The 24,463-nt window shown below is 65.6% G+C and carries 30 protein-coding genes; 17 read left to right on the forward strand and 13 right to left on the reverse strand.

The annotated features are described in order from the left end of the window. Positions 1-48 precede the first annotated feature (48 nt). Genes xth through B2585_RS04770 form a run of 3 tightly spaced genes read left to right on the forward strand, consistent with a single transcriptional unit; the run spans position 49 to position 3,231 of the window. Positions 49-852 (forward strand): exodeoxyribonuclease III, encoded by an 804-nt coding sequence (gene xth, locus B2585_RS04760; protein WP_292020550.1) that lies wholly within the window; start codon positions 49-51, stop codon positions 850-852. 6 nt (positions 853-858) lie between these two features. Beyond that, entirely contained in the window at positions 859-1,800 is a 942-nt protein-coding gene (locus B2585_RS04765; RefSeq protein WP_292020552.1) for a nucleoside hydrolase, read from the forward strand. Between the two features lie 12 nt (positions 1,801-1,812). Then, positions 1,813-3,231 (forward strand): protein adenylyltransferase SelO, encoded by a 1,419-nt coding sequence (locus B2585_RS04770; RefSeq protein WP_339718241.1) that lies wholly within the window; start codon positions 1,813-1,815, stop codon positions 3,229-3,231. Here the strand turns inward: B2585_RS04770 and B2585_RS04775 are convergent. Continuing rightward, positions 3,228-3,884: a hypothetical protein gene (locus B2585_RS04775; RefSeq protein ID WP_292020556.1), complete on the reverse strand. Its 657-nt coding sequence runs from the start codon at positions 3,882-3,884 to the stop codon at positions 3,228-3,230. The two genes, B2585_RS04770 and B2585_RS04775, sit on opposite strands and share 4 nt — an antisense overlap. Before the next feature lie 70 nt (positions 3,885-3,954). On the opposite strand from B2585_RS04775, the gene B2585_RS04780 reads away from it, so the two are divergent. Further along, a complete protein-coding gene (locus B2585_RS04780; protein ID WP_292020558.1) occupies positions 3,955-4,686 on the forward strand; it encodes an endonuclease/exonuclease/phosphatase family protein in 732 nt (243 codons plus the stop codon). Here B2585_RS04780 and B2585_RS04785 read toward each other — a convergent pair. Next, on the reverse strand, positions 4,616-5,551 hold the full coding sequence (locus tag B2585_RS04785; RefSeq protein WP_292020560.1) for a DMT family transporter: 936 nt from the start codon (positions 5,549-5,551) through the stop codon (positions 4,616-4,618). The two genes, B2585_RS04780 and B2585_RS04785, sit on opposite strands and share 71 nt — an antisense overlap. A 138-nt stretch (positions 5,552-5,689) precedes the next feature. On the opposite strand from B2585_RS04785, the gene B2585_RS04790 reads away from it, so the two are divergent. Genes B2585_RS04790 through B2585_RS04800 form a run of 3 tightly spaced genes read left to right on the forward strand, consistent with a single transcriptional unit; the run spans position 5,690 to position 8,329 of the window. After that, positions 5,690-6,958, forward strand: coding sequence for a cation:proton antiporter (locus tag B2585_RS04790; RefSeq protein ID WP_292020562.1), 1,269 nt, complete (start codon positions 5,690-5,692; stop codon positions 6,956-6,958). 4 nt (positions 6,959-6,962) lie between these two features. Beyond that, on the forward strand, positions 6,963-7,793 hold the full coding sequence (locus B2585_RS04795; RefSeq protein ID WP_292020565.1) for a PhzF family phenazine biosynthesis protein: 831 nt from the start codon (positions 6,963-6,965) through the stop codon (positions 7,791-7,793). Further along, a complete protein-coding gene (locus tag B2585_RS04800) occupies positions 7,790-8,329 on the forward strand; it encodes a DUF1697 domain-containing protein (RefSeq protein ID WP_292020567.1) in 540 nt (179 codons plus the stop codon). Before B2585_RS04795 ends, B2585_RS04800 begins: the two co-directional genes overlap by 4 nt. On the opposite strand, the gene B2585_RS04805 is transcribed toward B2585_RS04800, so the two are convergent. Next, on the reverse strand, positions 8,326-8,778 hold the full coding sequence (locus B2585_RS04805) for a GNAT family N-acetyltransferase (protein WP_292020569.1): 453 nt from the start codon (positions 8,776-8,778) through the stop codon (positions 8,326-8,328). The two genes, B2585_RS04800 and B2585_RS04805, sit on opposite strands and share 4 nt — an antisense overlap. 132 nt (positions 8,779-8,910) lie before the next feature. On the opposite strand from B2585_RS04805, the gene B2585_RS04810 reads away from it, so the two are divergent. After that, positions 8,911-9,813 (forward strand): DMT family transporter, encoded by a 903-nt coding sequence (locus B2585_RS04810; RefSeq protein ID WP_292020571.1) that lies wholly within the window; start codon positions 8,911-8,913, stop codon positions 9,811-9,813. On the opposite strand, the gene B2585_RS04815 is transcribed toward B2585_RS04810, so the two are convergent. Further along, the gene (locus B2585_RS04815) at positions 9,814-11,112 is read right to left on the reverse strand and encodes a flavin-dependent oxidoreductase (protein ID WP_292020573.1); all 1,299 of its coding nucleotides are present in this window, start codon (positions 11,110-11,112) and stop codon (positions 9,814-9,816) included. A gap of 156 nt (positions 11,113-11,268) precedes the next feature. Here B2585_RS04815 and eno point away from each other — a divergent pair, with 156 nt between their 5' ends. Genes eno through B2585_RS04830 form a run of 3 tightly spaced genes read left to right on the forward strand, consistent with a single transcriptional unit; the run spans position 11,269 to position 13,983 of the window. Continuing rightward, a complete protein-coding gene (gene eno / locus B2585_RS04820) occupies positions 11,269-12,543 on the forward strand; it encodes a phosphopyruvate hydratase (RefSeq protein ID WP_292020575.1) in 1,275 nt (424 codons plus the stop codon). A 19-nt stretch (positions 12,544-12,562) separates the two neighbouring features. After that, positions 12,563-13,564: an SGNH/GDSL hydrolase family protein gene (locus B2585_RS04825; RefSeq protein WP_292020577.1), complete on the forward strand. Its 1,002-nt coding sequence runs from the start codon at positions 12,563-12,565 to the stop codon at positions 13,562-13,564. Continuing rightward, positions 13,561-13,983, forward strand: coding sequence for a cupin domain-containing protein (locus B2585_RS04830; protein WP_292020579.1), 423 nt, complete (start codon positions 13,561-13,563; stop codon positions 13,981-13,983). Before B2585_RS04825 ends, B2585_RS04830 begins: the two co-directional genes overlap by 4 nt. Before the next feature lie 107 nt (positions 13,984-14,090). Here B2585_RS04830 and mltG read toward each other — a convergent pair whose 3' ends face one another. The 6 genes from mltG to B2585_RS04860 all read right to left on the reverse strand — a co-directional run bounded on the left by mltG (position 14,091) and on the right by B2585_RS04860 (position 19,497). Continuing rightward, positions 14,091-15,245, reverse strand: a complete 1,155-nt coding sequence (mltG, locus tag B2585_RS04835) for an endolytic transglycosylase MltG (RefSeq protein ID WP_292020580.1) — start codon at positions 15,243-15,245, stop codon at positions 14,091-14,093. Beyond that, positions 15,245-16,513: a beta-ketoacyl-ACP synthase II gene (fabF, locus tag B2585_RS04840; RefSeq protein ID WP_292020583.1), complete on the reverse strand. Its 1,269-nt coding sequence runs from the start codon at positions 16,511-16,513 to the stop codon at positions 15,245-15,247. Before fabF ends, mltG begins: the two co-directional genes overlap by 1 nt. Before the next feature lie 173 nt (positions 16,514-16,686). Then, positions 16,687-16,920, reverse strand: coding sequence for an acyl carrier protein (locus B2585_RS04845; RefSeq protein ID WP_292020584.1), 234 nt, complete (start codon positions 16,918-16,920; stop codon positions 16,687-16,689). Positions 16,921-17,137: 217 nt separating this feature from the next. Continuing rightward, positions 17,138-17,875: a 3-oxoacyl-ACP reductase FabG gene (gene fabG / locus B2585_RS04850; protein ID WP_292020586.1), complete on the reverse strand. Its 738-nt coding sequence runs from the start codon at positions 17,873-17,875 to the stop codon at positions 17,138-17,140. A gap of 26 nt (positions 17,876-17,901) precedes the next feature. Continuing rightward, positions 17,902-18,843, reverse strand: a complete 942-nt coding sequence (gene fabD, locus B2585_RS04855) for an ACP S-malonyltransferase (RefSeq protein ID WP_292020588.1) — start codon at positions 18,841-18,843, stop codon at positions 17,902-17,904. Positions 18,844-18,915: 72 nt separating this feature from the next. After that, positions 18,916-19,497 carry a hypothetical protein gene (locus B2585_RS04860; protein ID WP_292020589.1) on the reverse strand — a complete coding sequence of 194 codons (582 nt, stop codon included), beginning with the start codon at positions 19,495-19,497 and terminating at the stop codon, positions 18,916-18,918. Positions 19,498-19,774: 277 nt separating this feature from the next. Between B2585_RS04860 and rpsF the strand changes: the two genes are divergently transcribed. Genes rpsF through rplI form a run of 3 tightly spaced genes read left to right on the forward strand, consistent with a single transcriptional unit; the run spans position 19,775 to position 21,027 of the window. Next, the gene (gene rpsF, locus B2585_RS04865; RefSeq protein ID WP_292020591.1) at positions 19,775-20,134 is read left to right on the forward strand and encodes a 30S ribosomal protein S6; all 360 of its coding nucleotides are present in this window, start codon (positions 19,775-19,777) and stop codon (positions 20,132-20,134) included. 18 nt (positions 20,135-20,152) lie between these two features. Next, positions 20,153-20,380 carry a 30S ribosomal protein S18 gene (gene rpsR, locus B2585_RS04870; protein ID WP_058291462.1) on the forward strand — a complete coding sequence of 76 codons (228 nt, stop codon included), beginning with the start codon at positions 20,153-20,155 and terminating at the stop codon, positions 20,378-20,380. A gap of 11 nt (positions 20,381-20,391) precedes the next feature. Continuing rightward, the gene (gene rplI / locus B2585_RS04875) at positions 20,392-21,027 is read left to right on the forward strand and encodes a 50S ribosomal protein L9 (protein WP_292020602.1); all 636 of its coding nucleotides are present in this window, start codon (positions 20,392-20,394) and stop codon (positions 21,025-21,027) included. Positions 21,028-21,097: 70 nt separating this feature from the next. On the opposite strand, the gene B2585_RS04880 is transcribed toward rplI, so the two are convergent. Further along, the gene (locus B2585_RS04880; protein ID WP_292020603.1) at positions 21,098-21,967 is read right to left on the reverse strand and encodes an MBL fold metallo-hydrolase; all 870 of its coding nucleotides are present in this window, start codon (positions 21,965-21,967) and stop codon (positions 21,098-21,100) included. A 288-nt stretch (positions 21,968-22,255) separates the two neighbouring features. Between B2585_RS04880 and B2585_RS04885 the strand changes: the two genes are divergently transcribed. From B2585_RS04885 to B2585_RS04895, 3 genes are read left to right on the forward strand one after another with little or no spacing between them, the layout of a single operon-like run. After that, positions 22,256-22,396 carry a hypothetical protein gene (locus B2585_RS04885; protein WP_292020605.1) on the forward strand — a complete coding sequence of 47 codons (141 nt, stop codon included), beginning with the start codon at positions 22,256-22,258 and terminating at the stop codon, positions 22,394-22,396. A gap of 55 nt (positions 22,397-22,451) precedes the next feature. Beyond that, positions 22,452-22,778 carry a TfoX/Sxy family DNA transformation protein gene (locus tag B2585_RS04890; protein WP_292020607.1) on the forward strand — a complete coding sequence of 109 codons (327 nt, stop codon included), beginning with the start codon at positions 22,452-22,454 and terminating at the stop codon, positions 22,776-22,778. Continuing rightward, the gene (locus B2585_RS04895) at positions 22,775-23,662 is read left to right on the forward strand and encodes an alpha/beta hydrolase family esterase (protein WP_292020609.1); all 888 of its coding nucleotides are present in this window, start codon (positions 22,775-22,777) and stop codon (positions 23,660-23,662) included. Before B2585_RS04890 ends, B2585_RS04895 begins: the two co-directional genes overlap by 4 nt. 6 nt (positions 23,663-23,668) lie before the next feature. Here the strand turns inward: B2585_RS04895 and B2585_RS04900 are convergent, their stop codons facing one another. Together B2585_RS04900 and ndk are read right to left on the reverse strand one after the other, a co-directional pair. Further along, positions 23,669-23,917, reverse strand: coding sequence for a hypothetical protein (locus tag B2585_RS04900; RefSeq protein WP_292020611.1), 249 nt, complete (start codon positions 23,915-23,917; stop codon positions 23,669-23,671). A 133-nt stretch (positions 23,918-24,050) separates the two neighbouring features. Continuing rightward, positions 24,051-24,463, reverse strand: a 413-nt coding sequence (ndk, locus tag B2585_RS04905) for a nucleoside-diphosphate kinase (RefSeq protein ID WP_292020613.1), incomplete at its 5' end; no start/stop codon positions are given.

Here is a 24,463-nt window from a genome sequence, read left to right on the forward strand (position 1 = left end):
ACCCCACCGTCCGCCCCGCTAGGTTTTCGGCAACCAGGGGGAGCGCGCATGAAGATCGCCAGCTACAACATCAACGGGATCAAGGCCCGTCTGCCCGCCGTCACCGACTGGCTGGAGGAGGCCGCACCCGACGTCGTGATCTTTCAGGAGATCAAGTCGATCGACGAGAATTTCCCCCGCGAGCACTTCGAGGACATGGGATACAACGTTGAAACGCATGGACAAAAGTCGTTCAACGGGGTCGCGATCCTGTCCAAGCTGCCACTCGAGGACGTGACGCGGGGCCTTGCCAACGCCACCGGAACGGGCCGCGACGGCGCGGATGACGAAGAGGCGCGCTATATCGAGGCGACCGTCGTGGGCGACCACAGCGCGGTGCGTATCTGTGGCCTTTACCTGCCCAATGGTAATCCCGTGGGCGACGAGAAATTCGCCTATAAGCTCCGGTGGATGGAGCGCCTCGAAGCCCGCGCGAAAGAACTGCTCGCGCTCGAACAACCGTTCCTGATGGCGGGCGACTACAACGTGATCCCGCAGGCCGAAGATGCCGCCCGGCCCGAGGACTGGCGCGACGATGCGCTGTTTCAACCCGAAAGCCGCGGCGCGTTCTGGCGGCTGCAGAACCTCGGCCTGACCGAAGCCTTCCGCGCGCGCAGCCAGGCGCCTGAGCAATACACCTACTGGGATTTTCAGCGCGGCGCGTGGCAGCGGAACGACGGGATCCGCATCGACCATTTCCTGCTGTCCCCGCAATGCGCGGACCTGCTGGAAGACTGCCAGATCGACAAGGACGTTCGGGCGCGGGAAAAGCCGTCGGATCATGTGCCGATCTGGGTCAGCCTCGCCGCGTAAATTACTATGAATCCACGAAAAATCATCATCGACACCGACCCCGGTCAGGATGACGCTGTTGCCATCCTCCTCGCCCTCGCAAGTCCCGAGGTGGAGGTTCTGGGGATCACCGCCGTCGCCGGGAACGTGCCCCTCGCGCTCACGCAAAAGAACGCCCGGACTGTCTGCGAGCTGGCCGGGCGGCCAGACATTCCCGTCTTCGCCGGGTGCGACAAGCCCTTGAAAAGAAAGCTCGTTACCGCCGAGCATGTCCATGGGCGCACGGGCCTCGACGGGCCGACATTGCCCGATCCGACGGTGCCGCTTCAGGACGCGCACGCGGTCGAATTCATCATCGACACGCTGCGCAAGGAACCCGAAGGCACGGTCACGCTTTGCACACTCGGCCCTTTGACCAACATCGCGACCGCGTTTCGCGAGGCCCCCGACATCATCGGGCGCGTGGCGGAAATCGTCAGCATGGGCGGGGCCTATTTCGAGGTCGGCAACATCACGCCCGCGGCGGAGTTCAACATCTATGTCGACCCGGAAGCTGCTGAAATCGTGTTCAAATCCGGCGTATTGACCACGATCATGCCGCTCGACGTGACTCACAAGGCGCTCGTGACGCAGCCCCGAAACGATGCCTTCCGCGCCCTCGGGAACGCCACCGGCATCGCCACTGCCGAGATGACGGATTTCTTCGAACGCTTCGACAAGGCGAAATACGGCTCCACGGGCGCGCCGCTTCACGATCCGACCGTGACCGCCTATGTCATCGCCCCGCATCTCTTCACGGGCCGGCACATCAATGTCGAGGTCGAAACGCTCTCGGACCTCACCCTCGGCATGACCGTTGCCGACTGGTGGGGCGTGTCGGGGCGCACGGCGAATGCGACCTTCATGGGCGACCTCGACGCCGAGGGTTTCTTCGCCCTTCTGACCGAGCGTCTTGCCCGTCTCCCCTAGGATACCCACCTACTGAGCATGACAATCAGGTTCGACAATTCCTACGCCCGCCTGCCCGACACGTTCTATGCCCGGCAGGCCCCCGTTCCCGTCGCGCAGCCGGAGGTCGTCGCGCTGAACCGGCCCCTGGCCCGCGAACTCGGGATCGACCCAGAGGCACTGACCGCCGGGATGCTGGCGGGCAACGAGGTGCCCGAGGGCGCCGAACCGCTCGCGCAGCTTTACGCGGGCCACCAGTTCGGGAATTTCGTGCCCCAGCTTGGTGACGGGCGCGCGATCCTGCTTGGCGAGGTGCTCGACACGAACGGCAACCGTCGCGACATCCAGCTCAAGGGCTCGGGGCGCACCCCGTTTTCGCGTGGCGGTGACGGGCGTGCATGGCTTGGCCCCGTCCTGCGCGAATACGTCGTGTCCGAGGCGATGCACGCTCTCGGTATCCCGACCACCCGCGCGCTCGCCGCCGTGACGACTGGCGAGGATGTCTACCGCGAGACGGTGCTGCCCGGTGCCGTGCTGACCCGCGTGGCCGCGAGCCACCTGCGCGTGGGCACCTTTCAGGTCTTCGCCTCACGCGGCCAGACCGATGCCCTGCGCGACCTCACGGCCCATGCCATTGCCCGCCATGCGCCCGATGCTCAGGGGCCGCTCGACCTCTTGTCGGCGGTCGTGGACCGGCAGGCGCGGCTCATCGCCGACTGGATGTCGGTGGGCTTCATCCACGGCGTGATGAACACCGACAACATGGCGATATCCGGCGAGACCATCGACTATGGCCCCTGTGCCTTCATGGACGCCTATCACCCGAACACGGTGTTTTCCTCCATCGACCAGATGGGGCGCTATGCCTATCAGAACCAGCCGAACATGGCGGTCTGGAACCTTGCTCAACTCGCCTCCGCGCTGCTCCCGCTCATCGACGACGATCAGGATGCAGCGATCGAGGCGGCGGAAGACCGGCTCCATGCCTTCCCCGACATCTTCGGCGATGCATGGATCGCGAAGTTCCGCGCCAAGATCGGACTGACGACCGAGGAAGCGGGCGACGGCGCATTGGTTCAGGGACTGTTGTCGCGCATGGCGGCCTCGGGCGCGGATTTCACCAACACCTTCCGCGCGTTGGCCACCGGCGATGCCTCGGCCCATTTCACCGAGGATGGCGCATGGGAAAGCTGGGCGCCGGAATGGCGCGCGCGGCTGGAGCGTCAGGGCTCGGACGGGCGCGACACGATGCTGACCGCGAACCCGGCAATCATCCCGCGCAACCACCGCATCGAGGAAGCGATTCAGGCCGGTGTCTCGGGCGATTTCGGACCGTTCCACAAGCTGAACGAGGTGTTGGCCAAGCCCTTCACCGAAAGCCCCGAGACTGAGGATTTCGCAACGCCGCCGCGCCCCGAAGAACGCGTGATGCGGACCTTCTGCGGGACCTAATCCCGGCTGTCGGACTTCTTCTCCGAAGCCCGGCGGTAATAGCGGCGGTTGCGGTTGATGAACTCGGCGATCATGCCCGACAGGCCATAGCGCGAGCGACCGCGCAGGAACGCATACCCAGACGCAGCACCGAGTGCGGCCCCGACGCAGTCGACAATGAGGTCGGTCATCGTGTCCATCAGACCGGATTTTTGCATGTTCAGGCCAAAGATCTGGTCCATCCCGAATTCGAAAATCTCCCACATCGTGCCGATCGTTACGGCAAACGCAAAGGCGATCCCGGCGACGGCGTAAGCGGGCGCGTCGTAGCGGTTGCCCTCGAACATCAGGAGCGTGAGCACCACGCCGACGACGCCGAACCCGACAGCCGACGTGCCGTGAAGCGCGATGTCCCACCACCAGAACCGCTCGTAAAAGTCGAACGCCTCGCCCAGAAACACCGTACCGAAGAGAAACAGCACAACGCCCGCATAGAAATAGATGGGGATTCGCAGGTGGAACCGTTCGGCCATCACGGCCGGCGCGACCGTAAGCGCGAGCGTGGCCATCCCGACCGTGCCGATCATCAGGTCACCGAGTGCGAAGGCCCCGAGGCTCGCAACGACGAGCACGATCCAGACGGCATAGGTGATGATCGATTGATTACGGAGCATGGGGTTCATTTAGTCGCAGGGAAACGCCCGTTCAATTGGTGCGTTGAGGGACCATATGGTCAGGTAGAACATGAAACTCGCAAGCTACAACATACGCAAGGCCGTGGGCCGCGACCGGCGGCGTGATCCGGGCCGGGTGATCGAAGTCATCATCAGCCTCGGCGCGGATATCGTCGTCTTGCAGGAGGCGGACCGGCGCTTGGGCCCTCGCCCCGCCGCCCTGCCCGCGCGGATGATCGCGGAGCACACCGACCTCATCCCCGCGCCTCTGGCGGTCAATGACGTCTCGCTCGGCTGGCACGGCAATGCCGTGCTGGTGCGGCGCGGGCTGGCGGTAACCGACGTGGCGCGGTTCGAGCTGCCTTCGCTGGAGCCGCGCGGCGCCGTCTCGGTCGAGATCGAGGGGCGGTTTCGCGTGACCGGGGCGCATCTGGCCCTGATGCGCCGCTATCGCCACCAGCAGCTGCGGGAGTTGCACCGCGTGCTGAAGCCCCACGACCTTCCCATGGTGGTCACTGGCGACTTCAACGAATGGTCCCTGCGCAGAGGCATGGAGGAACTGTCGCGTGGCTTCCACCTCCATGCGCCCGGGGCATCCTACCCGACGATGCGGCCCGTGGCGCATCTGGATCGCTTCGCGCTGTCCCATGACCTCGAACTGACCCGGAGCGGCGTTCTGGCGAGTGAGATCGCGCGCATGGCGTCCGACCATCTACCCGTCTGGGCCGAAGTCAGCGTGTCGGACGCGGGGGCAGCGGCGCTTCCGCAGGCGGCTGAACCCGCGCCTTTGGGGCGCGGTTGATCAGCACGATACCCACGGCGACCAGCACGAGCTGGGCAAGAAGCGCCCAGGTCACCGGCTCTTTCAGCACAAGCCAGCCGAGCGCCACACCGATCACCGGCGACAGGAACGCGAAAGAGGCGATGTTGGACGCCTTGTAGTGGTTGAGCAGCCAGAACCACGCGAGGAACGCGCCTGCCGCGACCACGACCGTCTGATACCCAAGCCCGGCCCAGTGCCACGGGTTCAGGTCGCGGATGAACGGCCCGAAGAACAGCGCTGCGAACAGCAGGACCGGTCCCGAGACCAGGAGCTGCCAGAACATCTGCATCTCCGACGACACCTGCCGCACCGGGGTGATCCGCGCGAAAAGCGCGAGCGCCGTCCAGCCGAGCGCGCCCAAGAGCGCGAACAGATCCCCGCGTAGCGATGCCGTGCCGCCACCGCCCTGATCCGCGATAGCCCAGGCAACCCCGCCGAACGCCAGCGCGAGGCCGATGAGGCGCATGGGCGTCAGCTTCTCGCCCGGCAGCAGGAAATGCGCGGCGAGGTTCAGCCAGATCGGCATGGAATAGAAGATGATCGAGGTGCGTGTGACGGTGGTCAGGTCGAGCGCCAGAAAGAGCCCGAGGAATTCGACCGAGAAACACAGACCGAGCAGCAGACCGGCCCACCGCGTGCCCGCCCGGAAGTCGAGCCGCTGGCCGCGAAACCTGATCCAGAGCCAGACACAGAACGCCGCCCCGACCGAGCGCAGGCCGGCTGCGAACACGGGCTGAAGGCCATCGTTCACGACCTTGATGATAACGTGGTTCACGCCCAGAAGCACCGAGATCGTGACCAGCATTCCGGCGCCCATGAGCGTGAGATTTGGTTTCTCATCCATGCGCGCGACAACATGCGCCGGGGCGCGGGAAGTCAAGATGTCACGTCGCGACGCGAGGCCAGGCGCGGGGCTGTTTGCGGTTCCCTCATGGCGCGTTGCCCTCTACCGTCGGCGAAAACAACGGGCCGAGGGGCAGCCATGTCATTCCTCCAGATCACCTCGCTCCTCATCGTGCTCGCTGGCGCGTTCGGGGCCATCAACTACCTGTTCCTGAAGCTTCCGTCGTCCATCGGCATCCTCGTGGTGTCGCTGGCCGCCTCGTTGATGATCATCGTGCTGGAGCTGATCTTTCCCGCGATGAACATGGCCGAGACGGTTTCGGGCGTGGTGAACGAGATCGACTTCTCCGAGGCTCTGTTGGAGGGGATGCTGGGCCTCCTGCTGTTCGCGGGCGCGTTGCATGTGAAACTCGCTGACCTGCGTGAGCAATGGCGGGTCGTGTTCCTCATGGCCACCATCGGCGTCGGTCTGTCCACGCTGATCGTCGGCACGGCGTTTTCCTACATCACCGGGATGCCCTTCCTGATCGCGTTGGTCTTCGGCTCGCTCATCTCGCCCACCGATCCGGTTGCCGTTCTGGGCGTGCTGCGCGAGGCGAGCCTGCGCAAGACGCTTGAGACCAAGATCGCGGGCGAGTCGCTGTTCAACGACGGGGTCGGCTATGTCGTCTACCTCGTCCTCGTGGGCATCGCCTTTCCGGTCGTGGCGGGCCACGGGGGGGATGACGGGCACGGCGGCGGCGGGCTGGCAGGTGCGGCGCAGCTCTTTTTCCGCGAGGCTGTGGGGGGTGCGCTGCTCGGTATCGTGCTGGGCTGGCTCGTCTTTCGTGTCATGCGGTTGATCGACGACTACGCGCTCGAAGTGCTCATCACTCTGGGCCTCGCCTTTGGCGGTTACGAGCTTGCCGTCGCGCTGCATATCTCGGCCCCGATCATGGCGGTGAGCGCCGGGCTTCTGATCGGTGACGTCGGCGCGAAGCACGGGATGAGCGAACAGACGCGGCGCTATGTCGAGAGCTTCTGGCAACTGATCGACGAAATCCTCAATGCCGTGCTGTTCCTGATGATCGGGTTCGAGGTCTTCCTTGTGGCCTTCACCCTCGACACCGTGCTTGCAGGCCTTCTGGCCATCGTTCTGGCCCTTGTCGCGCGCCTTGCAGCCGTGGCGATCCCCGTCCTGATCCTGCGCCCGTTCCGCGACTTCTCGCCCGGCGTGATCCCGATCATGACATGGGGCGGTCTGAAGGGCGGCATTTCGGTCGCGCTTGCATTGTCCCTGCCCGACAGCGAGTGGAAACCGCTCATCCTGACCGCCACCTATATCGTCGTGATCTTCTCGATCATCGTGCAGGGGCTGACCATCAAACGGCTGGCGACGAAGCTGGGCCGCGAACCGGAGCTGATGTAACCGCATGACCGACTACCTCGTCTACGACGTCTTCACCGACCGGCCCTTCGGCGGCAACCAGCTCGCCATCGTGCCCAACGCAGCGGAGTTGCCGGAGGCGCGGCTTCAGACCATCGCGCGGGAGTTCAACTTTTCCGAGACGGTGTTTCTCTACCCGCCGGAGGGCGAAGGGGTCGCCAAGGCGCGTATCTTCAACCCATCGACCGAGTTGCCCTTTGCGGGCCACCCGGTCATCGGAACCGTGGTCATGCTCGGCGAAGCGGGACTTGGGCCGGATTTCATACTCGAGCTTGGCGTCGGCCCCATGCATGTGCGGGCCGGAGACGGGCGTGCCTCCTTCACCAACGAAGTCGCGCTGGAGCGGCTGGCGCATCCTGACGCGGCCCTCGTCGCCCGTGCGCTCGGCACGCCAGGGCCGACCATAATGGGCCAGCCGGTCATGGCGAGCGTGGGGGTCGCCTACACCTTCACGGAACTCGTCGACCGTGCCGCCCTGTCCGACCTCGTGCCGGATACCACGGCGCTTCGTGAGGGGGCCGCGCGCTATCCGGGCCGGGTCAGCTTTCCGCAGGTTGCCTATGTGCGCGATGGCGGCAGCATTCACATGCGGATGTTCGCGCCGCTGGACGGGGTGCCCGAGGATCCAGCCACCGGGTCCGCCGCCGCCGCGCTTGGCGCGTTGTTGTGCGAGGCAGACGGTGCGCCGCTGTCGCTCACGATCCATCAGGGCGAGGACATGGGCCGGCCCTCGCTGATCGAAGTCGAGGCCGCCCCCGGCCGTGTCACGGTGAGCGGGAGCGCGGTGCGGGTCATGGAAGGCAAGCTGGTGGTATGACCGTCTGGGTGTGCCTGTTGCGCGGGATCAACGTGGGCGGCACCGGCAAGCTGGCGATGGACGACCTGCGCGGGCATCTGGCGGCGCTGGGGGCCGAGGCCCCGGAGACTTATATCCAATCGGGAAACGCGGTCTTTGCCGGTGACATCGACGCTGCGGCCTTCGCGACCGACCTGACCGCGCGGATCGCGGCGGCGCAGGGCCACGCGCCGCGTGTCATGGTGATCCCCGGCGACGAGGTGATCGCGGCCTATGCGGCTTTTCCCTTTGCGGACGCGTTCGAGCGCCCCAAGTTCGGCAACATCTGGTTTTGCGAGACCGCGCCGGTGGCGCCGGACCTCGATACGCTCAAGCGTTTGGCCAAGGAGAGCGAGCGTTTCGCCCTCGACGGCCTGTTCTTCCACCTCGATGCGCCGGAGGGGATCGGACGCTCGAAACTCGCCGAACGGGTGGAAAGGGCGCTGGGTGTCGCCACCACGGCGCGCAACCTCAACACGGTGGCGAAGCTGGTCGAAATGGTGCGCGCCCGCAGCTAGGTGCCGGGCCAGTGGTAATAGACCACCTCATGTCCGAACTCGGGATGCGTCGTGTGGTGCGTCACATGCATTCCGCCCGCCTCGTAAAACGCGCGCGCGCGATGGTTCTCGGCGGGGGTGTAGAGGGTGAATCCCTGCGGCATCCGCGCCTTGGCCCGGTCAAAGAACAGGTGCCCGAGGCCTTCGCCAATGACATCCGGGTGGAGAAACAGTTGGCCCAGCACCCTGTCCTGGGGATGGATCGCGAGGAACCCCGCCATCCTGTCGCCATCCTCGGCCAGCGTCATCTCCCACCCCGGTCCGAAATGCGTGTCCAGGCGCGTGGTGAGGTCGGCGACCGACGGCAGGTAGCTGTTGTCCAGCCCCATGACCGACGCGCTTTCACGCCAGAGGGCGGCAAGCGCCGGGTGGTCGGAGGGGACGATGGGGCGGAAGGTGAAACGGGTCATGGCGCTCTCGATCTTCGCGCTCTCCTACCCTGCCCCGGCGGGCACGCAAAGACATATCGCGCGCCCACCTTTCGCCGCCACGCGCGCCGGGATAAGGACGGTCCGGGGCATCCCGCCCCGGAGTCCGGTTCGATGGAGAATATCCGCGGCGCAGCGCTCATGGTCCTCGCGATGGGCATGTTCGCCTCCGAAGACGTGCTGGTGAAAATCGTGACTGAGCGGGTTCCGCTCGGCGTCGTACTCGTCGTGCTGGGCGGCGTGGGCGCGGCCATCTTCGCGATCATGTCGGCGGTGCGCGGGCAGAGCGTGTTCACCCGTCGCTTTTTCCATCCCATCATCCTGATCCGGAATCTGGGCGAGCTGGTCGGCACCACCTGTTTCGTCCTCGGCCTGACGCTTGTTCCGTTGGGACTGTTGTCGGCGCTGCTTCAAGCGAACCCGCTGTTCGTGAACATCGGCGCCATCCTGTTTCTCGGCATGACGGTGGGATGGCGGCGCTGGGTGGCCATCGCCGTGGGCCTCGTCGGTGTCGTCATCATCCTGCGCCCCGGCGCCGAAGCGTTCCGCCCCGAGGCGCTTCTGGGCCTTGGCGCGGCCATCGGGCTTGCCGTGCGCGATGTTGCGACGCGGATCACGCCGAAGGACATTCACCCGCTGCAAACCTCGAGCTGGGGGTTCTTCATGGGGATGATCGCGGGGGCCGTTCTGCTCCTGTTCGAAGCGCCGATCCTGCCGGGGGCCAGCGATGCCGGGCTGATGCTCGGCGCAACCGCGCTCGGCATGATGGGCTATTACGCGCTGACACGGGCGATGCAGACGGGTGACGTGCCCGCCGTCACGCCGTTCCGCTATACGCGGCTCGTCTATGCCATCATCTTCGCGCTGGTGTTTTTCGACGAGGTGCCGGACCTCTGGACGCTGGTCGGGGCCGCGCTGATCGTGGCAGCGGGGCTTTACACCATCATCCGCGAGGCACGGGTGAGCCGGGCCGCGCGCAGGGCGAAACCCGTGGCTTCGCCCGTGCGCCCGTCGTGATCACTCGGCCGGCGTGAGGTCGGCGGCCTTCGCCCCCGGCGGGATCATCGGCGGCGCGGCGTTCAGCGCTTCGCGCGCGAACCCGGCGGCGGCCTGATACTTGGCCATGAAGTCGCGCCGCTCGGCCTCGGGGATCACGTCGTCGATATTGTCGAATTCACCCCCGCAGCGCTCATCCACCATGTTGAGCAGGCCGAAGGGGCCGGCGCCGCGATTGCGCAGCACGACCTCGCCGATCGGTCCGGCCATCTGCGCGTCATAGGCGGTGAGCGCCGCCGGGGTCACGCCATGCTCCACCAGTTTCGCGCCCAGCACCCGTGCGTCGATCACAGCCTGGCTCGCGCCGTTCGATCCGGTGGGATACATGGCGTGGGCCGCGTCCCCCATCAGGGCGACGGCGCCGTCGACCCAGCAGTCGATGGGATCACGGTCGATCATCGGGTTCTCATAGGCCACGTCGGCCTTGCGCAGCATCTCCGGCACGTCGAGCCAGTCGTATTTGAACCCCTCGAAGTTGTCCGCGAATTCCTCGATCTCGACCGGGCGGAACCAGCCCGACTTTTCCCAGCCCGAGGCCGGGTCCACCGTCATCTCGGCGATCCAGTTGATGAGCGCAAGGCCGGTGTCCGGGTCCGGGTGGCTGATCGGGTAGATCACCATGCGGTGCCTGTGCGTCCCCAGCCCCACGAAGGACGAGCCGGAGCGGATCGGCTTGGCGACCGTCGTGCCGCGCCACATGATCGCGCCGCCCCAGTTGATGGGCGGCTGGTCGGGGTGCATCTGGGCGCGGAGCTGCGAATGGATACCGTCGGCCCCGATGAGGAGCGACCCGGTTTCCTCGCGGGTGCCCGCCTCGGTCTCGACAAAGGCCGTCACGGTCCCGTCCGCGTTGTTTCGGTAGCCGGTGACGCGCGCGCCGAGTTCCAGCGCCCCTGCCCCGGCCCGCTCCATAAAGGTGTCGGCCAGCAGCATGTGGAACTGCCCGCGATGAACCGCGTATTGCGGCCAGTCGTAGCCGGCGAAGGTGCCGCGTTCTTCGGAATAGATGTCGTTGCCGTTGAGGCCCACGAGCGCCCATTCCTTCGCAGGCACACCCACGCGATCCAGCGCGTCCTGACCGATCCCGAGGTCGTAAAGCTCACGCACCGCGTTGGGCTGTATGTTGATCCCGACGCCGAGCGGCTTGAGCTCCCGCACGCCTTCGAACACGACGCAGTCGACGCCGATCTGGTGCAACGTCAGCGCGGTGGCCAAACCGCCGATCCCGCCGCCCGCAATCATGACCCTGGGTCCCGACATGATCCCTCCCTCTCCAAAAAGCCCCGTGTGTCTATCACGCGGACGCAGTATCTCAATGGTTCATTGCCATAACCGTTGGCGCAACCGCCCTTTTCCTCGCGCGCCGTGACCGCTAGAACCCGCATCAACCAAGTCATTCAACCGGGAAACAGCGCCATGAGCACCATCATCGACATTTTCGCCCGCGAGATTCTCGACAGCCGGGGCAACCCGACGGTCGAGGTCGACGTGATCCTCGAAGACGGCACGATGGGGCGCGCCGCTGTTCCCTCCGGTGCCTCCACCGGCGCGCATGAGGCCGTCGAGCGGCGCGATGGCGACAAGAACCGCTACCTGGGCAAGGGCGTGCTGGAGGCCGTGAACGCGGTCAATGGCGAGATCGCCGAGGAACTGGCGGGGATGGACGCGACCGAGCAGGAGATGCTGGACCGCGCCATGATCGAGCTGGACGGCACCGACAACAAGGGACGCCTGGGCGCGAACGCGATCCTCGGCGTGTCGCTGGCCGCCGCCAAGGCCGCCGCCGATTTCTCGATGCTGCCGCTTTATCGCTATGTCGGGGGATCGTCCGCGCGGGTGCTGCCGGTCCCGATGATGAACATCATCAACGGCGGCGAACATGCCGACAACCCGATCGACATTCAGGAATTCATGATCATGCCGGTGGCTGCGGACAACATCCGTGAGGCGGTGCGCATGGGGTCGGAGGTGTTCCACACGCTGAAAAAGGAGCTTTCGGCGGCGGGCATGTCCACGGGTCTGGGCGATGAGGGTGGCTTTGCGCCCGAGCTTGGCTCGACCAACGAGGCGCTCGATTTCATCCTGAAATCGATTGAAAAGGCGGGCTACAAACCGGGCGAGGACATCTACCTCGCCCTCGATTGCGCCTCGACCGAATACTACAAGAACGGCAAGTACGAGATGGCGGGCGAAGGCAAATCGCTCACCTCCGAAGAAAACGCCGACTACCTCGCCGCGCTCTGCGACGCCTACCCGATCATCTCGATCGAAGACGGGATGTCCGAAGACGACTGGGACGGTTGGAAAATTCTCACCGACAAGATCGGCGACAAGGTGCAGCTTGTGGGCGACGACCTGTTCGTGACCAACCCGGTGCGGCTGGCCGACGGCATCAAGCGGGGCGTGGCGAACTCCATGCTGGTCAAGGTGAACCAGATCGGTTCGCTGTCCGAAACGCTCAAGGCCGTCGATATGGCCCACCGCGCGCGCTACACGAATGTCATGTCGCACCGCTCGGGCGAGACCGAGGATGCGACCATCGCCGACCTCGCCGTCGCCACGAACTGCGGTCAGATCAAGACCGGGTCGCTGGCGCGGTCCGACCGGCTGGCGAAGTACAATCAGCTCATCCGGATCGAGGAAGCGCTCGGCGAGACCGCGGAATATGCGGGCCGGTCGATCCTGAAGTGATCAGGGCTGCGCGTCGTCCATGACCGTCCACCTCTTCGGCGGATCGAACACGCGCATGGGGGCGGGCTGGACCCGCCCCTACACTGCCGCGATGGGCGATGTGCAGAACCACGCCATCGGGGCCACGTCGAGCTATACGGCGCTGTTCCGCTTTTTCTCCGGTCCCAATGTCGGGCCGGGCGACGTGGTGGTGTGGGAATACGCGCTCAATGACCGCGAGATCCTCGATCGCGATGGGTTGGCGGTCGACTACCTGCTCGCAGGCGTGGAGCACCTGATCCGCCTCGCCCGCGCGCGCGGCGCGGGGTTCGTCCCCGTCCTTCTCACCAGCTTGCCGGTCGAGCGGGGCACCGACCGCGGGGCCTATTACGATGATCTGCGCAGGCTCCTGTCCCACTACGGGCTGCACCCCGTCGACGTGAACGCCCGCCTGCGCGCCGAGCGCGGAACCGATGCGCTGACGCCCGAAGATTACGACGACGATGTGCATTACGCGCGCGGCCCGATCCATGCCACCATCGCCAAGTGGGTCGCCGAGGCGACCGCGTCCGCATCGGTTCCGCACGAAGTGGCACCGCTCTACACCGGCAACACGCGGGTCGAGCTCGTAACCGACTTCGCGACCGAGCGGTTCCGCAATTCCGTTCTCGACATCCCTGTCGCTTGGGACAGGCGGACGGCACGGTTTTCCGGTGACGGCCAACTCCTCGCCGCTTTCCTTGTGAGCGCCCCCCTCAGCGCCAGTGCAGCCCTGCGTGTGACCACCCCCGGCAGTCCGGCCCGGAGCCGCACGATCGCGACGCGAAGCATCGTCCTGCAACACGAATTGCGCGCGCTGCACTTGCCGGAGGGTTGGCCCGTAACGCCGCGCAGCAGCGCCCGGATCGCACAGCGTAGGCTGGTGTTATGGCCCGGCCCGGCCGTAGAGTTCCTGCGCAAGCATCGCCGCCTGCCCCGCGCGACCGAGTGCCGCCCGGCGCTTGCGGGTTTGTTGGTGGCGCGGGACGGAGACCCTGAATGACGGCGGACGAAATCATCGCGACCCTGTGCCTCACCCCGCATCCCGAGGGTGGCTGGTTCCGGGAAACCTTCCGCGCCCCGGCTCCGGAGGGGACGCGCAGCCCCGGCACGGCGATCTATTTCCTGCTGAAAGCGGGGGAAAACAGCCATTGGCACAAGGTGGATGCTGCCGAGACCTGGCACTACTACGCCGGTGCGCCCCTCACGCTGTCCATCGCATCTGGCGAGGCCGGGCCCGCCGTCCACCAGACACTCGGCCCCGCCCTTGCGCTGGGTGAGGCGCCGCAGATCACCGTCCCGCCAGACCACTGGCAAGCAGCCCGGACCACCGGCGACTATACCCTCGTCGGCTGCACAGTCAGTCCGGGGTTCGAGTTCGGCGGGTTCACGCTTGCCCCGCCCGGATTCACGATCCCCTGAGCGGGTTTCTTGTGTGACCGACACCATTGTCCCCGGAAACCAGCGCGCCCCGCTTGGGGCGCACTGTTTAGGGGCAGCCCGCTCAGCACCCGGCGACCAACGTTCGCCTACTGGTTCGCGGCCCGCTCCGCCTCGATCTCGCGCCAGCGGGCGACGTTGCGGTTGTGGTCTTCGAGCGTGGTCGCGAAGGCATGGCCCCCGGTGCCGTCGGCCACGAAGAACAGGTAATCGGTGCTGTCCGGGTGGACCGCCGCTTCGATCGCGGCAAGCCCCGGGTTCGCGATTGGTGTCGGCGGAAGTCCGGCGATGACATAGGTGTTATAAGGCGTCTCGGCGCGCAGTTCGGACTGGCGGATGCCGCGGCCCAGCACACCCTGCCCGTTCGTGATCCCGTAGATCACGGTGGGGTCGGTCTGGAGCCGCATCCCCTGCTCAAGCCGGTTGACGAAGACGCTCGCCACCTGCCGACGCTCCTCGGCGACGCCGGTTTCCTTTTCGACGATGGAGGCCATGATGAGCGCCTCTTCAGGGCTGTCGTAAGGCAGTCCTTCGGCGCGGTTCTCCCAGGCCGTGGCAAGGCGCGCGTCCTGCGCGTCTTCCATCCGCGCGATCAGCTCGGCGCGCGCATCGTCCGGGCGCATCTCGTAGCTGTCCGGGGCAAGCGAGCCTTCGGCGGGCACCTCGGCCAGTTCGCCGTCCAGAAACTCGACCTGACGCAGCGCGTTCACGATCTGCCAGGACGTCGTGCCCTCGGCGATGGCGATGCGGTATCGGGTGTCGGCCTGATCGCGCACGCGGGTATAGTCGGCGGGCACCTCCGCGTCCGGGGCGAATTCGGCCACCGTCACGAAGGACTGGGTCGCCGGGTCGAGTTCGCGCACCTGGTATTCGGCCGAGTTGATCCCGATCCGGTAGATGACTTCCGTCCCGCAGGTCGACGCGCCGCCGCGCGTCACGACGTCCACGATTTCTTCCATCGAGGCATTTTCGTCCACGAGGAAAGAGCCTGCCTTGAGCTGCGTCGACTTGCCGGAATACTCGGCCCCCATGCGGAAGATCGAGGGGCTCGTGATCGCGCCCTGCGCCTCAAGCGCATCGGACACGCGGTTGAAGTTCGAGCCCGGCTCCACCTTCAGGCAGATGGCGGTCTCAAGCGGCCCCTGGGCCACATACTGCCGCTGCCCCCAGCCGATCACGCCGCCGACCACGACGAGCGCGACGATCATCAGGGACAGGGTGTTGGAGGCGATGTTTCGCCACATCAATCGCGGACCTTGCCCATGATGAGACAGGCGTTGGTGCCGCCGAAGCCGAAGGAATTGGACAGCGCGACGTCGATTTCACGCTCCTCGGCGCCGTTGGCGGCGAGCGAGAGCTTCGGCTCGACGGCGGGATTGTCGAGGTTGATCGTCGGCGGCGCGATCTGGTCACGCAGGGCGAGCAGCGAGAAGATCGCCTCCACAGACCCGGCCGCGCCCAGAAGGTGACCGATGGACGATTTGGTCGAGGACATCGTCGCCTTGGCCGCGTGATCGCCCAGCAGGCGCTCGACAGCCGCGAGTTCGATCGTGTCCGCCATGGTCGAGGTGCCATGTGCGTTGATGTAGTCGATGTCCTGTGGCGTGAGCCCGGCGGATTTGAGCGCGGCCTCCATCGCACGGAAGCCCCCGTCGCCATCTTCGGAGGGCGCGGTGATGTGATAAGCGTCGCCGGACATGCCGTAGCCCAGGATTTCGCCGTAGATCCTGGCGCCGCGCGCCTTGGCGTGCTCATATTCCTCGAGCACGACAATGCCGGACCCCTCGCCCATCACGAACCCGTCCCGATCCGCGTCATAGGGGCGCGAGGCTGTTTCGGGCGCATCCGCGCGTTTGGTGGAGAGCGCCTTGCAGGCGTTGAAGCCACCGATCCCGATCTCGGAAATCGCGGCCTCGGCACCGCCGGCCACCATCACGTCGGCATCGCCCAGCATGATGAGGCGCGAGGCATCGCCGATGGCGTGCGCGCCGGTGGAACAGGCCGTGACGACCGCGTGGTTCGGGCCCTTGAAGCCGTATTTGATCGAGACTTGTCCGGAGATCAGGTTGATGAGCGAGCCCGGAATGAAGAACGGCGAAATGCGGCGCGGGCCTTTCTCGGCGACCATCAGCGTCGTTTCGGCGATGGAGTTCAGCCCGCCGATGCCGGAGCCGATCATCACGCCGGTGCGCAGTTGTTCCTCTTCCGAAGGGTCGGTCCACCCGGCGTCCTGCACCGCCTGAATGGCAGCCGCCATGCCATAGAGGATGAAGTCGTCGACCTTGCGCCGGTCGCGCGGTTCCATCCAGTCGTCAGGGTTGAACGTGCCGTCCGAGCCGTCGCCATAGGGGATTTCGCAGGCGTAGTTGGTGACCACGCGGCTTGCGTCGAAGCGGGTGATTGTCCCTGCGCCGGACTTACCGGCGAGGATCCGCTTCCAGCTTTCCTCAACACCGCAGGCCAGGGGCGAAACCATGCCCAGACCGGTGACGACGACGCGACGCTTCTCCATCGAGACAGCCCTTTTTTCGATTGTTTTGCCGCGCGTTGGATAGCCTCTCACGCCCCCCCGTGGCAAGCGCGAAACGCCGGAAGTGCCCCGGGGCGGCGGTCAACCGCAGCCTCCTCCTCAAACGCAGAACGGCGCCCGCGTTGGGGCGCCGTCCGACTTTCTGGCGTCGTCGTTCAGACGGCTTCAGAGATGAACTTTACCGCGTCGCCGAAGGTCTGGATCGATTCCGCGGCGTCGTCCGGGATCTCGATGCCGAATTCTTCCTCGAAGGCCATGACCAGCTCGACGGTATCAAGCGAGTCAGCGCCGAGGTCGTCGATGAACGAGGCCGATTCCGTGACCTTGTCTTCTTCCACGCCGAGGTGCTCGACTACGATTTTCTTCACGCGATCTGCGACGTCGCTCATATCATATCCTCATATTTTTCGGGCACTTGGCCCTGTCGTTTGCCCCTTGCGGGGCGCCATGAACTGTCCTCGACAGAGCGAGGCGACGCCGGTGAGCGAAGCTGCCCGGCGCCAAATCTCCGCCCCCTTTAGCATAAAGCATCCCGGGGGCAAACGATTTGTCCGCCGCCCCGGCGCACCGCGTGCGCGACCGCCGAGGGACAACCGAAACGTGTGCTCAGAGCATCGCCATGCCGCCGTTGACGTGCAAGGTCGCACCGGTGACGTAGCCCGCCTCGGGTGATGCGAGATAGAGCACGGCGGCGGCGATTTCCTCGGGCGTGCCCATGCGGCCCGTGGGGATCTGACCGTTGATCTTGTCTTTCTGATCGTCGGTCAGTTTCTCGGTCATCGCGGTGGCGATGAAGCCGGGGGCCACGCAATTGGCCGTGATCCCGCGCGAGGCGACCTCATAGGCGATGGATTTGGTCATGCCGACCATGCCGGCCTTGGAGGCGGCGTAGTTCACCTGCCCCGGGTTGCCGGTCGCACCGACGATGGAGGAGATGTTCACGATCCGGCCCCAGCGGGCCTTCATCATCGGGCGCATCACGGCGCGGCACAGCCGCATGGTGGCAGTCAGGTTCACGTCGATGACGCTTTGCCAGTCGTCGTCGGACATGCGCATGAAGATCTGGTCGCGGGTGATGCCCGCATTATTGACGAGGATGTCGAGCGCGCCCATCGCCTCGACCGCCTGCTTGGGCAGGGCGTCGACCGCCTCGGGGTCCGAGAGGTTGCAGGGCACGACGTGCACCCTGTCACCCAGCTCGCCCGCAAGTGCCTTGAGCGGCTCTTCGCGTGTGCCGGAGATGGCGACGGTGGCCCCGGCGGCGTGAAGCGCCTTGGCGATCTCGCCGCCGATCCCGCCAGACGCGCCGGTCACGAGCGCGCATTTTCCAGTCAGATCAAACATATCTCGTCCTTCGTTAATGTGTCGGGTCAGCCTGCGGCCTGTTCGGCGGCGGCCTTGACCTCATCCGGTGCGCCGACCGTGGCGGTGGCGAGGCTCTTGTCGATCCGGCGGATCATGCCGGTGAGGGCCTTGCCCGCCCCGATCTCCCACGTCGCGTCGACGCCGTTCGCGGCCATCCAGAGCACGCTTTCGCGCCAGCGCACCGAGCCGGTCACCTGCTCGACGAGGAGCTGGCGGATCGTGTCGGGGTCCGAAACAGCCTCGGCCTTCACGTTTGCGACGAGCGGCACGGCGGGCGCGTTGATGGTGACGGCGGCGAGCGCCTCGGCCATCACATCGGCGGCGGGCTGCATCAGCGCACAATGGAACGGGGCGGAGACCGGAAGCAGCACCGCGCGGCGCGCGCCCTTCTCCTTGGCGATCTCGACCGCGCGTTCCACGGCGGCCTTGTGGCCCGAGACGACCACCTGCGCGGGGTCGTTGTCGTTGGCGGCCTGACAGACCTCGCCCTGCGCGGCTTCCTCGGCCACCGCCTTCGCGGCGACGAAGTCGAGGCCAAGAAGCGCGGCCATCGCGCCTTCGCCCACCGGCACGGCCTTTTGCATCGCTTCGCCGCGGGTGCGCAGGAGACGGGCGGTGTCGGCTATGGAAATAGCACCGGCGGCGGCCAGTGCGGAGTATTCACCCAGCGAATGACCAGCGACGAAACCGGCGGCCTCGACACCCACCCCTTCGGCCTCCAGCGCGCGCATCGCGGCGAGCGAGGTGGCCATGAGAGCAGGCTGGGCGTTCTGGGTGAGCGTGAGTTCGTCCTGCTCGCCGTTCCAGATGATGTTGGACAGTTTGAGGCCAAGCGCCTCATCGACCTCATCGAAGACCGCCTTGGCGGCCGGATAGGCCTCGGCCAGATCGCGGCCCATACCGATGGTCTGAGCGCCCTGTCCGGGAAATACGAATGCGCGGGTCATGGCCCCTCCCTCGTTCTCGATTGACGAGGGGATAGCGTGGCAGCGGCCCCGGCGCAACGCCCAGCGGCGGTGTCAGGCCGCGCGTTTGCCGTAGGTCAGGTCGTAGGTGATGCGCTGGCGCAGCCGTTCCATCGGCTGGCGCCCGCCCTGCGAAATCTCGATGGCGACGTTATCGCCGAGGCGCAGGAACAGCCGCGCGGGTTGACTGGTGTTCGCGTTGCGCAGCAGGAAAACCGACTGCACTTCGTCGAAGCGCAGGATGTCCGTCGGGCTGAACGTGCCCGAGAGGTCGCGACCGCCAAGGCGGATCACGTTGTGCTTGAGGTCGACATGCATCTCGATACCCGGACGTTCGCGCCCGGCGCGGAACAGGACCGCGCCCAGCAGCATGAACATGACCATCGCGCCCAGTTTCATTGCGATAAGGCCGCTGCCCGCCTCGCCGTCCGGCAGAAGGCCGATCACGAGCCCCGACATGAACAGGATGATCCCGAAGAACCGGGCCAGCGAATAGCGCAGGATATTGGCGTCGAGCGGGCATCCGTTGCCGACGATGTAGCCCCACGGGGTCATCGTGAGGCAGTTGTCACTGCCCTGACGGGCCTGCGCCTGTCCAGCGGTCGGAAATTCCAGGTTTCCTGCCAAAGCGTTCATTGTCGGTCCCTCGCGGTTGCGAATGTCTTCCCACCGATCACCTTTATTTACGAACGTGGCCGGATTGGGGCATGGAATGGCACGGCTCAGGGCGCTTACCGGGTCATTCCGGGGCATGTCGCGCTGGCCGGAAACCCCTCATTCGTCCTTGCAATCAAGGCGATCCCATGTAAAAGGGCGCTTCCTTCCGCGGATTGGATGAACCGCGTGGCCTCTCGTGAACGGGTGCGGAAGGGTGATCCGTTCTTTGAAGCGCGCCTGAAAAACTGGAGTGATCATGCCGCTTTACGAGCATGTGATGATTGCGCGTCAGGACCTGTCCAACGCGCAAGCCGAAGGCCTTGTCGAGCACTTCTCGACCGTCCTTTCCGACAACGGCGGCAAAGTCGTCGACTCGGAATACTGGGGCGTCAAGACGATGGCCTACAAGATCAACAAGAACCGCAAGGGCCACTATGCCTTCCTGCGCACGGACGCACCGTCGGACGCCGTGCAGGAGATGGAACGCCTCATGCGCCTGCATGACGACGTGATGCGCGTGCTGACCATCAAGGTCGACGGCCACGAAGAAGGCCCGTCGGTTCAAATGCAGAAACGTGACGAACGCGACAACCGTCGTGAACGTCGCGATCGCTGAGAGAGAAGGAGCTAACACATGGCTGCGAAACCGTTTTTCCGCCGTCGCAAGGTCTGCCCGTTCTCCGGCGACAATGCACCCAAGATCGACTACAAGGACACGAAACTGCTTCAGCGCTACATCTCTGAGCGTGGCAAGATCGTGCCCAGCCGTATCACCGCCGTCTCGGCCAAGAAGCAGCGTGAACTGTCCCGTGCCATCAAGCGCGCCCGGTTCCTCGCCCTGCTGCCCTACGCCGTGAAGTAAGGAGAGATCCCATGGAAGTCATCCTTCTCGAACGCGTGGCCAAGCTTGGCCAGATGGGCGAAGTGGTCGAGGTGAAGCCGGGCTTCGCCCGCAACTACCTCCTGCCGCAGGGCAAGGCGCTGACGGCCTCCAAGGCCAACATCGCCCAGTTCGAAGACCAGAAAGCCCAGCTCGAGGCCCGCAACCTCGAAACCAAGAAAGAGGCCGAGTCGCTGGCCGGGAAGCTCGACGGACAGCAGTTCGTCGTGATTCGTGCAGCGTCCGACGGCGGCAACCTGTATGGCTCCGTCACCACCCGTGACGCGGCCGACGTTGCCACCAAAGAAGGCTACTCGATCGACCGTAAGCAGGCACTCATCCGTGAGCCGATCAAGACGCTGGGTCTGCATGAGGTGGAAATCCACCTGCACCCCGAGGTCATGGTCACGATCACGCTGAACGTCGCGCGGTCGCCGGAAGAAGCCGAACTTCAGGCCTCCGGCAAGTCGATCCAGGAGCTCGCCGCGGAAGAAGAAGCCGCTGCAGAATTCGAGATCTCGGAATTGTTCGACGACATCGGCTCGGCCGCGTCCGACGACGACGACCTGGCGGAAGCTGTCGAAGAAGAGCAGTCCGGCGAGACCGCTTCGGAGGAAGACGAAGAGTAATCTTCGCCTCCCGCAAGATCAGAAGGGCCGCCCGTGGTGTCACGGGCGGCCCTTTTCGTTGCGCGGCGCTTCAGCGTGGCTCGAACAGGTTCACTGGCACCTTGAGGTAGCTGCACCCGTTCGACTCCGGCTCCGGCAGACGCCCGCCCCGGATGTTCACCTGAAGCGCGTAGAGCATGATGTCGGGCAGCGGCAAGGTGTCGTCGCGCGCGTCGCGGGTGTTTTGGTAATCGGCCTTCGAGACGTCGCCCGCGAGGTGCGCGTTGTCCGCCTCATGCTCGGCCACCGTCGCCTCACAGGCCGCGTCGCGGTCGCCGGGGGCGTAGTCGTGACCGATGAACAGCCGCGTCTCGTCCGGCAGCGACAGGAGGCGTTGCAGGCTGTCGTAAAGCTCCGAAGAACTGCCACCGGGGAAATCCGCCCGGCTTGTGCCGACATCGGGCATCATGAGCGTATCAGCGACGAAGGCCGTGTCCCCGATCACATAGCTGACCGATGCAAGGGTATGGCCGGGCGTGAACATGACGCGGCCCTCCAACTCGCCCACCGCGAAGGTGTCGCCGTCGGCAAACAGGTTGTCCCACTGGCGACCGTCGCAGGGAAACTCCGGCGTGTGGTAGAAGTCGGCCCACAACTCCTGCACCCCAGTCACCTTCTCGCCGATCCCGCGCGGGGCATCGAGCCGCTGGGCGAGCCAGTGCGCGGCGCTGAAGTGGTCGGCATGGGGGTGGGTGTCGAGCACCCACACGATGTCGAGCCCGGCCTCTTTCACATAGTCGAGGATACGCTCGGCATTGCGGGTCACGACCGACCCGGATTGTTGGTCGAAATCCAGAACCGGGTCGATGATCGCCCCCTTCCGCGTGGCGGGGTCGTGGACGACGTATTGCCAGCTTCCGGTCGTCTCATCCCAGAACGTCTTAACCTCGGCGCGTGTCATGCTGCCTCCTTTGCGTGTCTCTCGGGGGGCCAACACATCGCATCACATTCTGTTCCATGAATGCAAAACCGGTGCCATCGGCGGAGCCCCGCCCACACCGGAAAAGCCCCCGGCGGACGCGCATTAACCGTCTTGTTCATGGCCATAGTTTCGCCCTAATTCCGCCACGCCCCAACCCGATTCCCGGCTCAGCCTGATCGGATAGCCCGCAGAAAGACGGGCGCCAGGGTGGATAAACCCATCGGGTCAGGGCGGCAGCCCAAGGCCCACACAAGAAGGACGAGGCAGATGGCAACCTACAAGGATCCGCGCGACTCTGCGCGTGACACCGCCGCGAGCCAACCGAAACCCGCGCAGAAGACCGACCGCAAGGCCGAGGCGGAAACGCCCACGCCCAAGCCGGTCATCACGGACTGGGCGGCGATCTGAGCCCGCGAGTCTCGCGGCGATTGACGGGCTGACGAACCGGGCGCAGAGTTGCGCCATGACGACACCTGTCACCTCAATCCCGAATCTCGGACCGGCCACGGCCGAAGGCTTCGCCCGTGCGGGCGTCGACAGTGCCGAGGCGCTGCGCGCCCTTGGGGCGGATGCGGCCTATGCCCGCTGGCTCGCCGCCGGGGAACCTGCGCATTTCATCGGCTACTATGCCTTGGTGATGGGATTGCAGGGGCGCCCGTGGAACGACTGCAAGGGGGCCGAGAAAGACGCGCTCAAGCTTCGGTTCGAGGCGCTGAAGGCGGACACGCGGCGCGACCGGACCGGGATCGAGGCGATGCTCGATGAAATCGGCGTGAGGGCGCGCGCATGATGCGCTGGCTCGCCGCCGTCCTGATGCTCGTCGCCTCCACGGCTCAGGCCGAGGTGATCCGATTTGAGCAGGACGGTCTGAAGCGCCAGTTCCAGCTTTTCACGCCGCGCGAGGCGGCGGGCCCCCTGCCCCTTGTCCTCGTCCTGCACGGCGCGCTTCAGACCGGCGACAGGATGCGGCGCACCACGCGCGGGACGTGGGAGGCTCTCGTGGATTACGAGGGGCTTGTGGTCGCTTTTCCGTCGGCGCATCTGCGGTTCTGGGATGTCCCCGGCCTTCCCGGTTCTGTCGGCGAGACGGTGCCGCGCGATGACATCGCCTATCTCGACCGGGTCATTTCAGAGGCCAAGGGCCGCGCGGATATCGACCCGGACCGGGTGTTCCTCGTGGGCCTGTCGATGGGCGGGCAGCTGACCTATGCCTATGCCTGCACGCGGCCCGGAGTGCGTGCCATCGCGAGCGTGGCCATGCCACTTCCCACTACGCTTGCGGGCGTCTGCGCCGCCGGGCGGGCGATGCCGGCGCTCATCATCCATGGAACCGAGGACCCGGTCGTGCCGATCGGTGGCGGGGCGCTGCCGTCCGGGCCGGGCGCCGTGGTCCCCGTCGTAAGCCATGCCGAAACGCAGGCTATCTTTGCCCGCCGCGCGCGCTGCGGGCGACCGGCGGAAGATCGGCGGTATGATGCGAAGCAGGACGGCACGGTGGCGATCTTCACCCGCTGGCAGGGCTGCACCCGGCCGATCTGGGCGCTTACCATCGAGGGGATGGGCCATCGCTGGCCCGGCGGCGGTCCGGACGTGCCGGAGGCGATCATCGGCCCCGAGACGGACGAGGTGGACGGTGCGGCCTTTGTCTGGTCCTTCTTCGACCAGTTTCGCTGAGGCGCGTCAGACGGCGCCCTGAGCGAAGATCGCGTAGTAAGACGGCGCGGTCGGCTCGGCACACAGCCGCGCGCGGCCTGCCACTTCAAGCCCGACGGCTTCGAGTTCGACCAGCGCAACGCCGAAAGGCACCGCCGTTTCGAGGATCACCATCGGCTCGATGAACGCTGTCGTCACCTCGCGCACGTCGAACCGCGATGCAATCTTTTCGATATGTTCATCCCGCGTAACGGAAATAGCTTCAACATCAGGCATAAATAGTACCTCCGACATGCATTCTTCGGAAGGTGGGAGTAGAGTCCTAACAAAAGGTTAACGCGCGTTGGCATTATAACGAAAAAGGGCCGCCCGATACGGGGCGGCCCTTGAGATGTAAGGCTTGAAGAGGTCAGCCGACCAGTTCGAGACCCGAGAAGAAGTAGGCGATTTCCTCGGCGGCGGTGTCTTCGCCGTCGGAGCCGTGGACCGAGTTCTCGCCGATGGACAGCGCGAATTCCTTGCGGATGGTGCCTTCGGCGGCCTCTTCGGGGTTGGTCGCGCCCATGACTTCGCGGTTCTTCGCGATGGCGTTTTCACCTTCGAGAACCTGAACCACGATCGGCTCGGACGACATGAATTCGCACAGTTCGTCATAGAACGGGCGCTCTTTGTGCACGCCGTAGAACACGCCTGCCTGGGCCTTGGAGAGCTGGATGCGCTTCTGGGCGACGATGCGCAGGCCGGCGGCCTCGAGCTTGGCGTTGATCGCGCCGGTCAGGTTGCGCTTGGTGGCGTCCGGTTTGATGATCGAGAAAGTGCGTT

Source organism: Maritimibacter sp. UBA3975, from assembly GCF_002384975.1.
In the GTDB taxonomy this organism is placed as follows: domain Bacteria; phylum Pseudomonadota; class Alphaproteobacteria; order Rhodobacterales; family Rhodobacteraceae; genus Maritimibacter.

Bases quoted from the DNA above. Each gene is read 5' to 3' on its own strand.
- B2585_RS04900 (WP_292020611.1), bottom strand. From the start codon at position 23,917: ATGCCTGATGTTGAAGCTATTTCCGTTACGCGGGATGAACATATCGAA.
- B2585_RS04800 (WP_292020567.1), top strand. From the start codon at position 7,790: ATGACCGTCTGGGTGTGCCTGTTGCGCGGGATCAACGTGGGCGGCACC.
- rplI (WP_292020602.1), top strand. From the start codon at position 20,392: ATGGAAGTCATCCTTCTCGAACGCGTGGCCAAGCTTGGCCAGATGGGC.
- B2585_RS04775 (WP_292020556.1), bottom strand. From the start codon at position 3,884: ATGCTCCGTAATCAATCGATCATCACCTATGCCGTCTGGATCGTGCTC.
- B2585_RS04765 (WP_292020552.1), top strand. From the start codon at position 859: ATGAATCCACGAAAAATCATCATCGACACCGACCCCGGTCAGGATGAC.
- B2585_RS04790 (WP_292020562.1), top strand. From the start codon at position 5,690: ATGTCATTCCTCCAGATCACCTCGCTCCTCATCGTGCTCGCTGGCGCG.
- B2585_RS04785 (WP_292020560.1), bottom strand. From the start codon at position 5,551: ATGGATGAGAAACCAAATCTCACGCTCATGGGCGCCGGAATGCTGGTC.
- B2585_RS04830 (WP_292020579.1), top strand. From the start codon at position 13,561: ATGACGGCGGACGAAATCATCGCGACCCTGTGCCTCACCCCGCATCCC.
- B2585_RS04815 (WP_292020573.1), bottom strand. From the start codon at position 11,112: ATGTCGGGACCCAGGGTCATGATTGCGGGCGGCGGGATCGGCGGTTTG.
- eno (WP_292020575.1), top strand. From the start codon at position 11,269: ATGAGCACCATCATCGACATTTTCGCCCGCGAGATTCTCGACAGCCGG.
- fabG (WP_292020586.1), bottom strand. From the start codon at position 17,875: ATGTTTGATCTGACTGGAAAATGCGCGCTCGTGACCGGCGCGTCTGGC.
- B2585_RS04845 (WP_292020584.1), bottom strand. From the start codon at position 16,920: ATGAGCGACGTCGCAGATCGCGTGAAGAAAATCGTAGTCGAGCACCTC.
- B2585_RS04780 (WP_292020558.1), top strand. From the start codon at position 3,955: ATGAAACTCGCAAGCTACAACATACGCAAGGCCGTGGGCCGCGACCGG.
- fabF (WP_292020583.1), bottom strand. From the start codon at position 16,513: ATGGAGAAGCGTCGCGTCGTCGTCACCGGTCTGGGCATGGTTTCGCCC.
- B2585_RS04810 (WP_292020571.1), top strand. From the start codon at position 8,911: ATGGAGAATATCCGCGGCGCAGCGCTCATGGTCCTCGCGATGGGCATG.
- B2585_RS04860 (WP_292020589.1), bottom strand. From the start codon at position 19,497: ATGAACGCTTTGGCAGGAAACCTGGAATTTCCGACCGCTGGACAGGCG.
- B2585_RS04890 (WP_292020607.1), top strand. From the start codon at position 22,452: ATGACGACACCTGTCACCTCAATCCCGAATCTCGGACCGGCCACGGCC.
- rpsF (WP_292020591.1), top strand. From the start codon at position 19,775: ATGCCGCTTTACGAGCATGTGATGATTGCGCGTCAGGACCTGTCCAAC.
- rpsR (WP_058291462.1), top strand. From the start codon at position 20,153: ATGGCTGCGAAACCGTTTTTCCGCCGTCGCAAGGTCTGCCCGTTCTCC.
- B2585_RS04805 (WP_292020569.1), bottom strand. From the start codon at position 8,778: ATGACCCGTTTCACCTTCCGCCCCATCGTCCCCTCCGACCACCCGGCG.
- B2585_RS04885 (WP_292020605.1), top strand. From the start codon at position 22,256: ATGGCAACCTACAAGGATCCGCGCGACTCTGCGCGTGACACCGCCGCG.
- B2585_RS04795 (WP_292020565.1), top strand. From the start codon at position 6,963: ATGACCGACTACCTCGTCTACGACGTCTTCACCGACCGGCCCTTCGGC.
- B2585_RS04895 (WP_292020609.1), top strand. From the start codon at position 22,775: ATGATGCGCTGGCTCGCCGCCGTCCTGATGCTCGTCGCCTCCACGGCT.
- B2585_RS04825 (WP_292020577.1), top strand. From the start codon at position 12,563: ATGACCGTCCACCTCTTCGGCGGATCGAACACGCGCATGGGGGCGGGC.
- mltG (WP_292020580.1), bottom strand. From the start codon at position 15,245: ATGTGGCGAAACATCGCCTCCAACACCCTGTCCCTGATGATCGTCGCG.
- fabD (WP_292020588.1), bottom strand. From the start codon at position 18,843: ATGACCCGCGCATTCGTATTTCCCGGACAGGGCGCTCAGACCATCGGT.
- xth (WP_292020550.1), top strand. From the start codon at position 49: ATGAAGATCGCCAGCTACAACATCAACGGGATCAAGGCCCGTCTGCCC.
- B2585_RS04880 (WP_292020603.1), bottom strand. From the start codon at position 21,967: ATGACACGCGCCGAGGTTAAGACGTTCTGGGATGAGACGACCGGAAGC.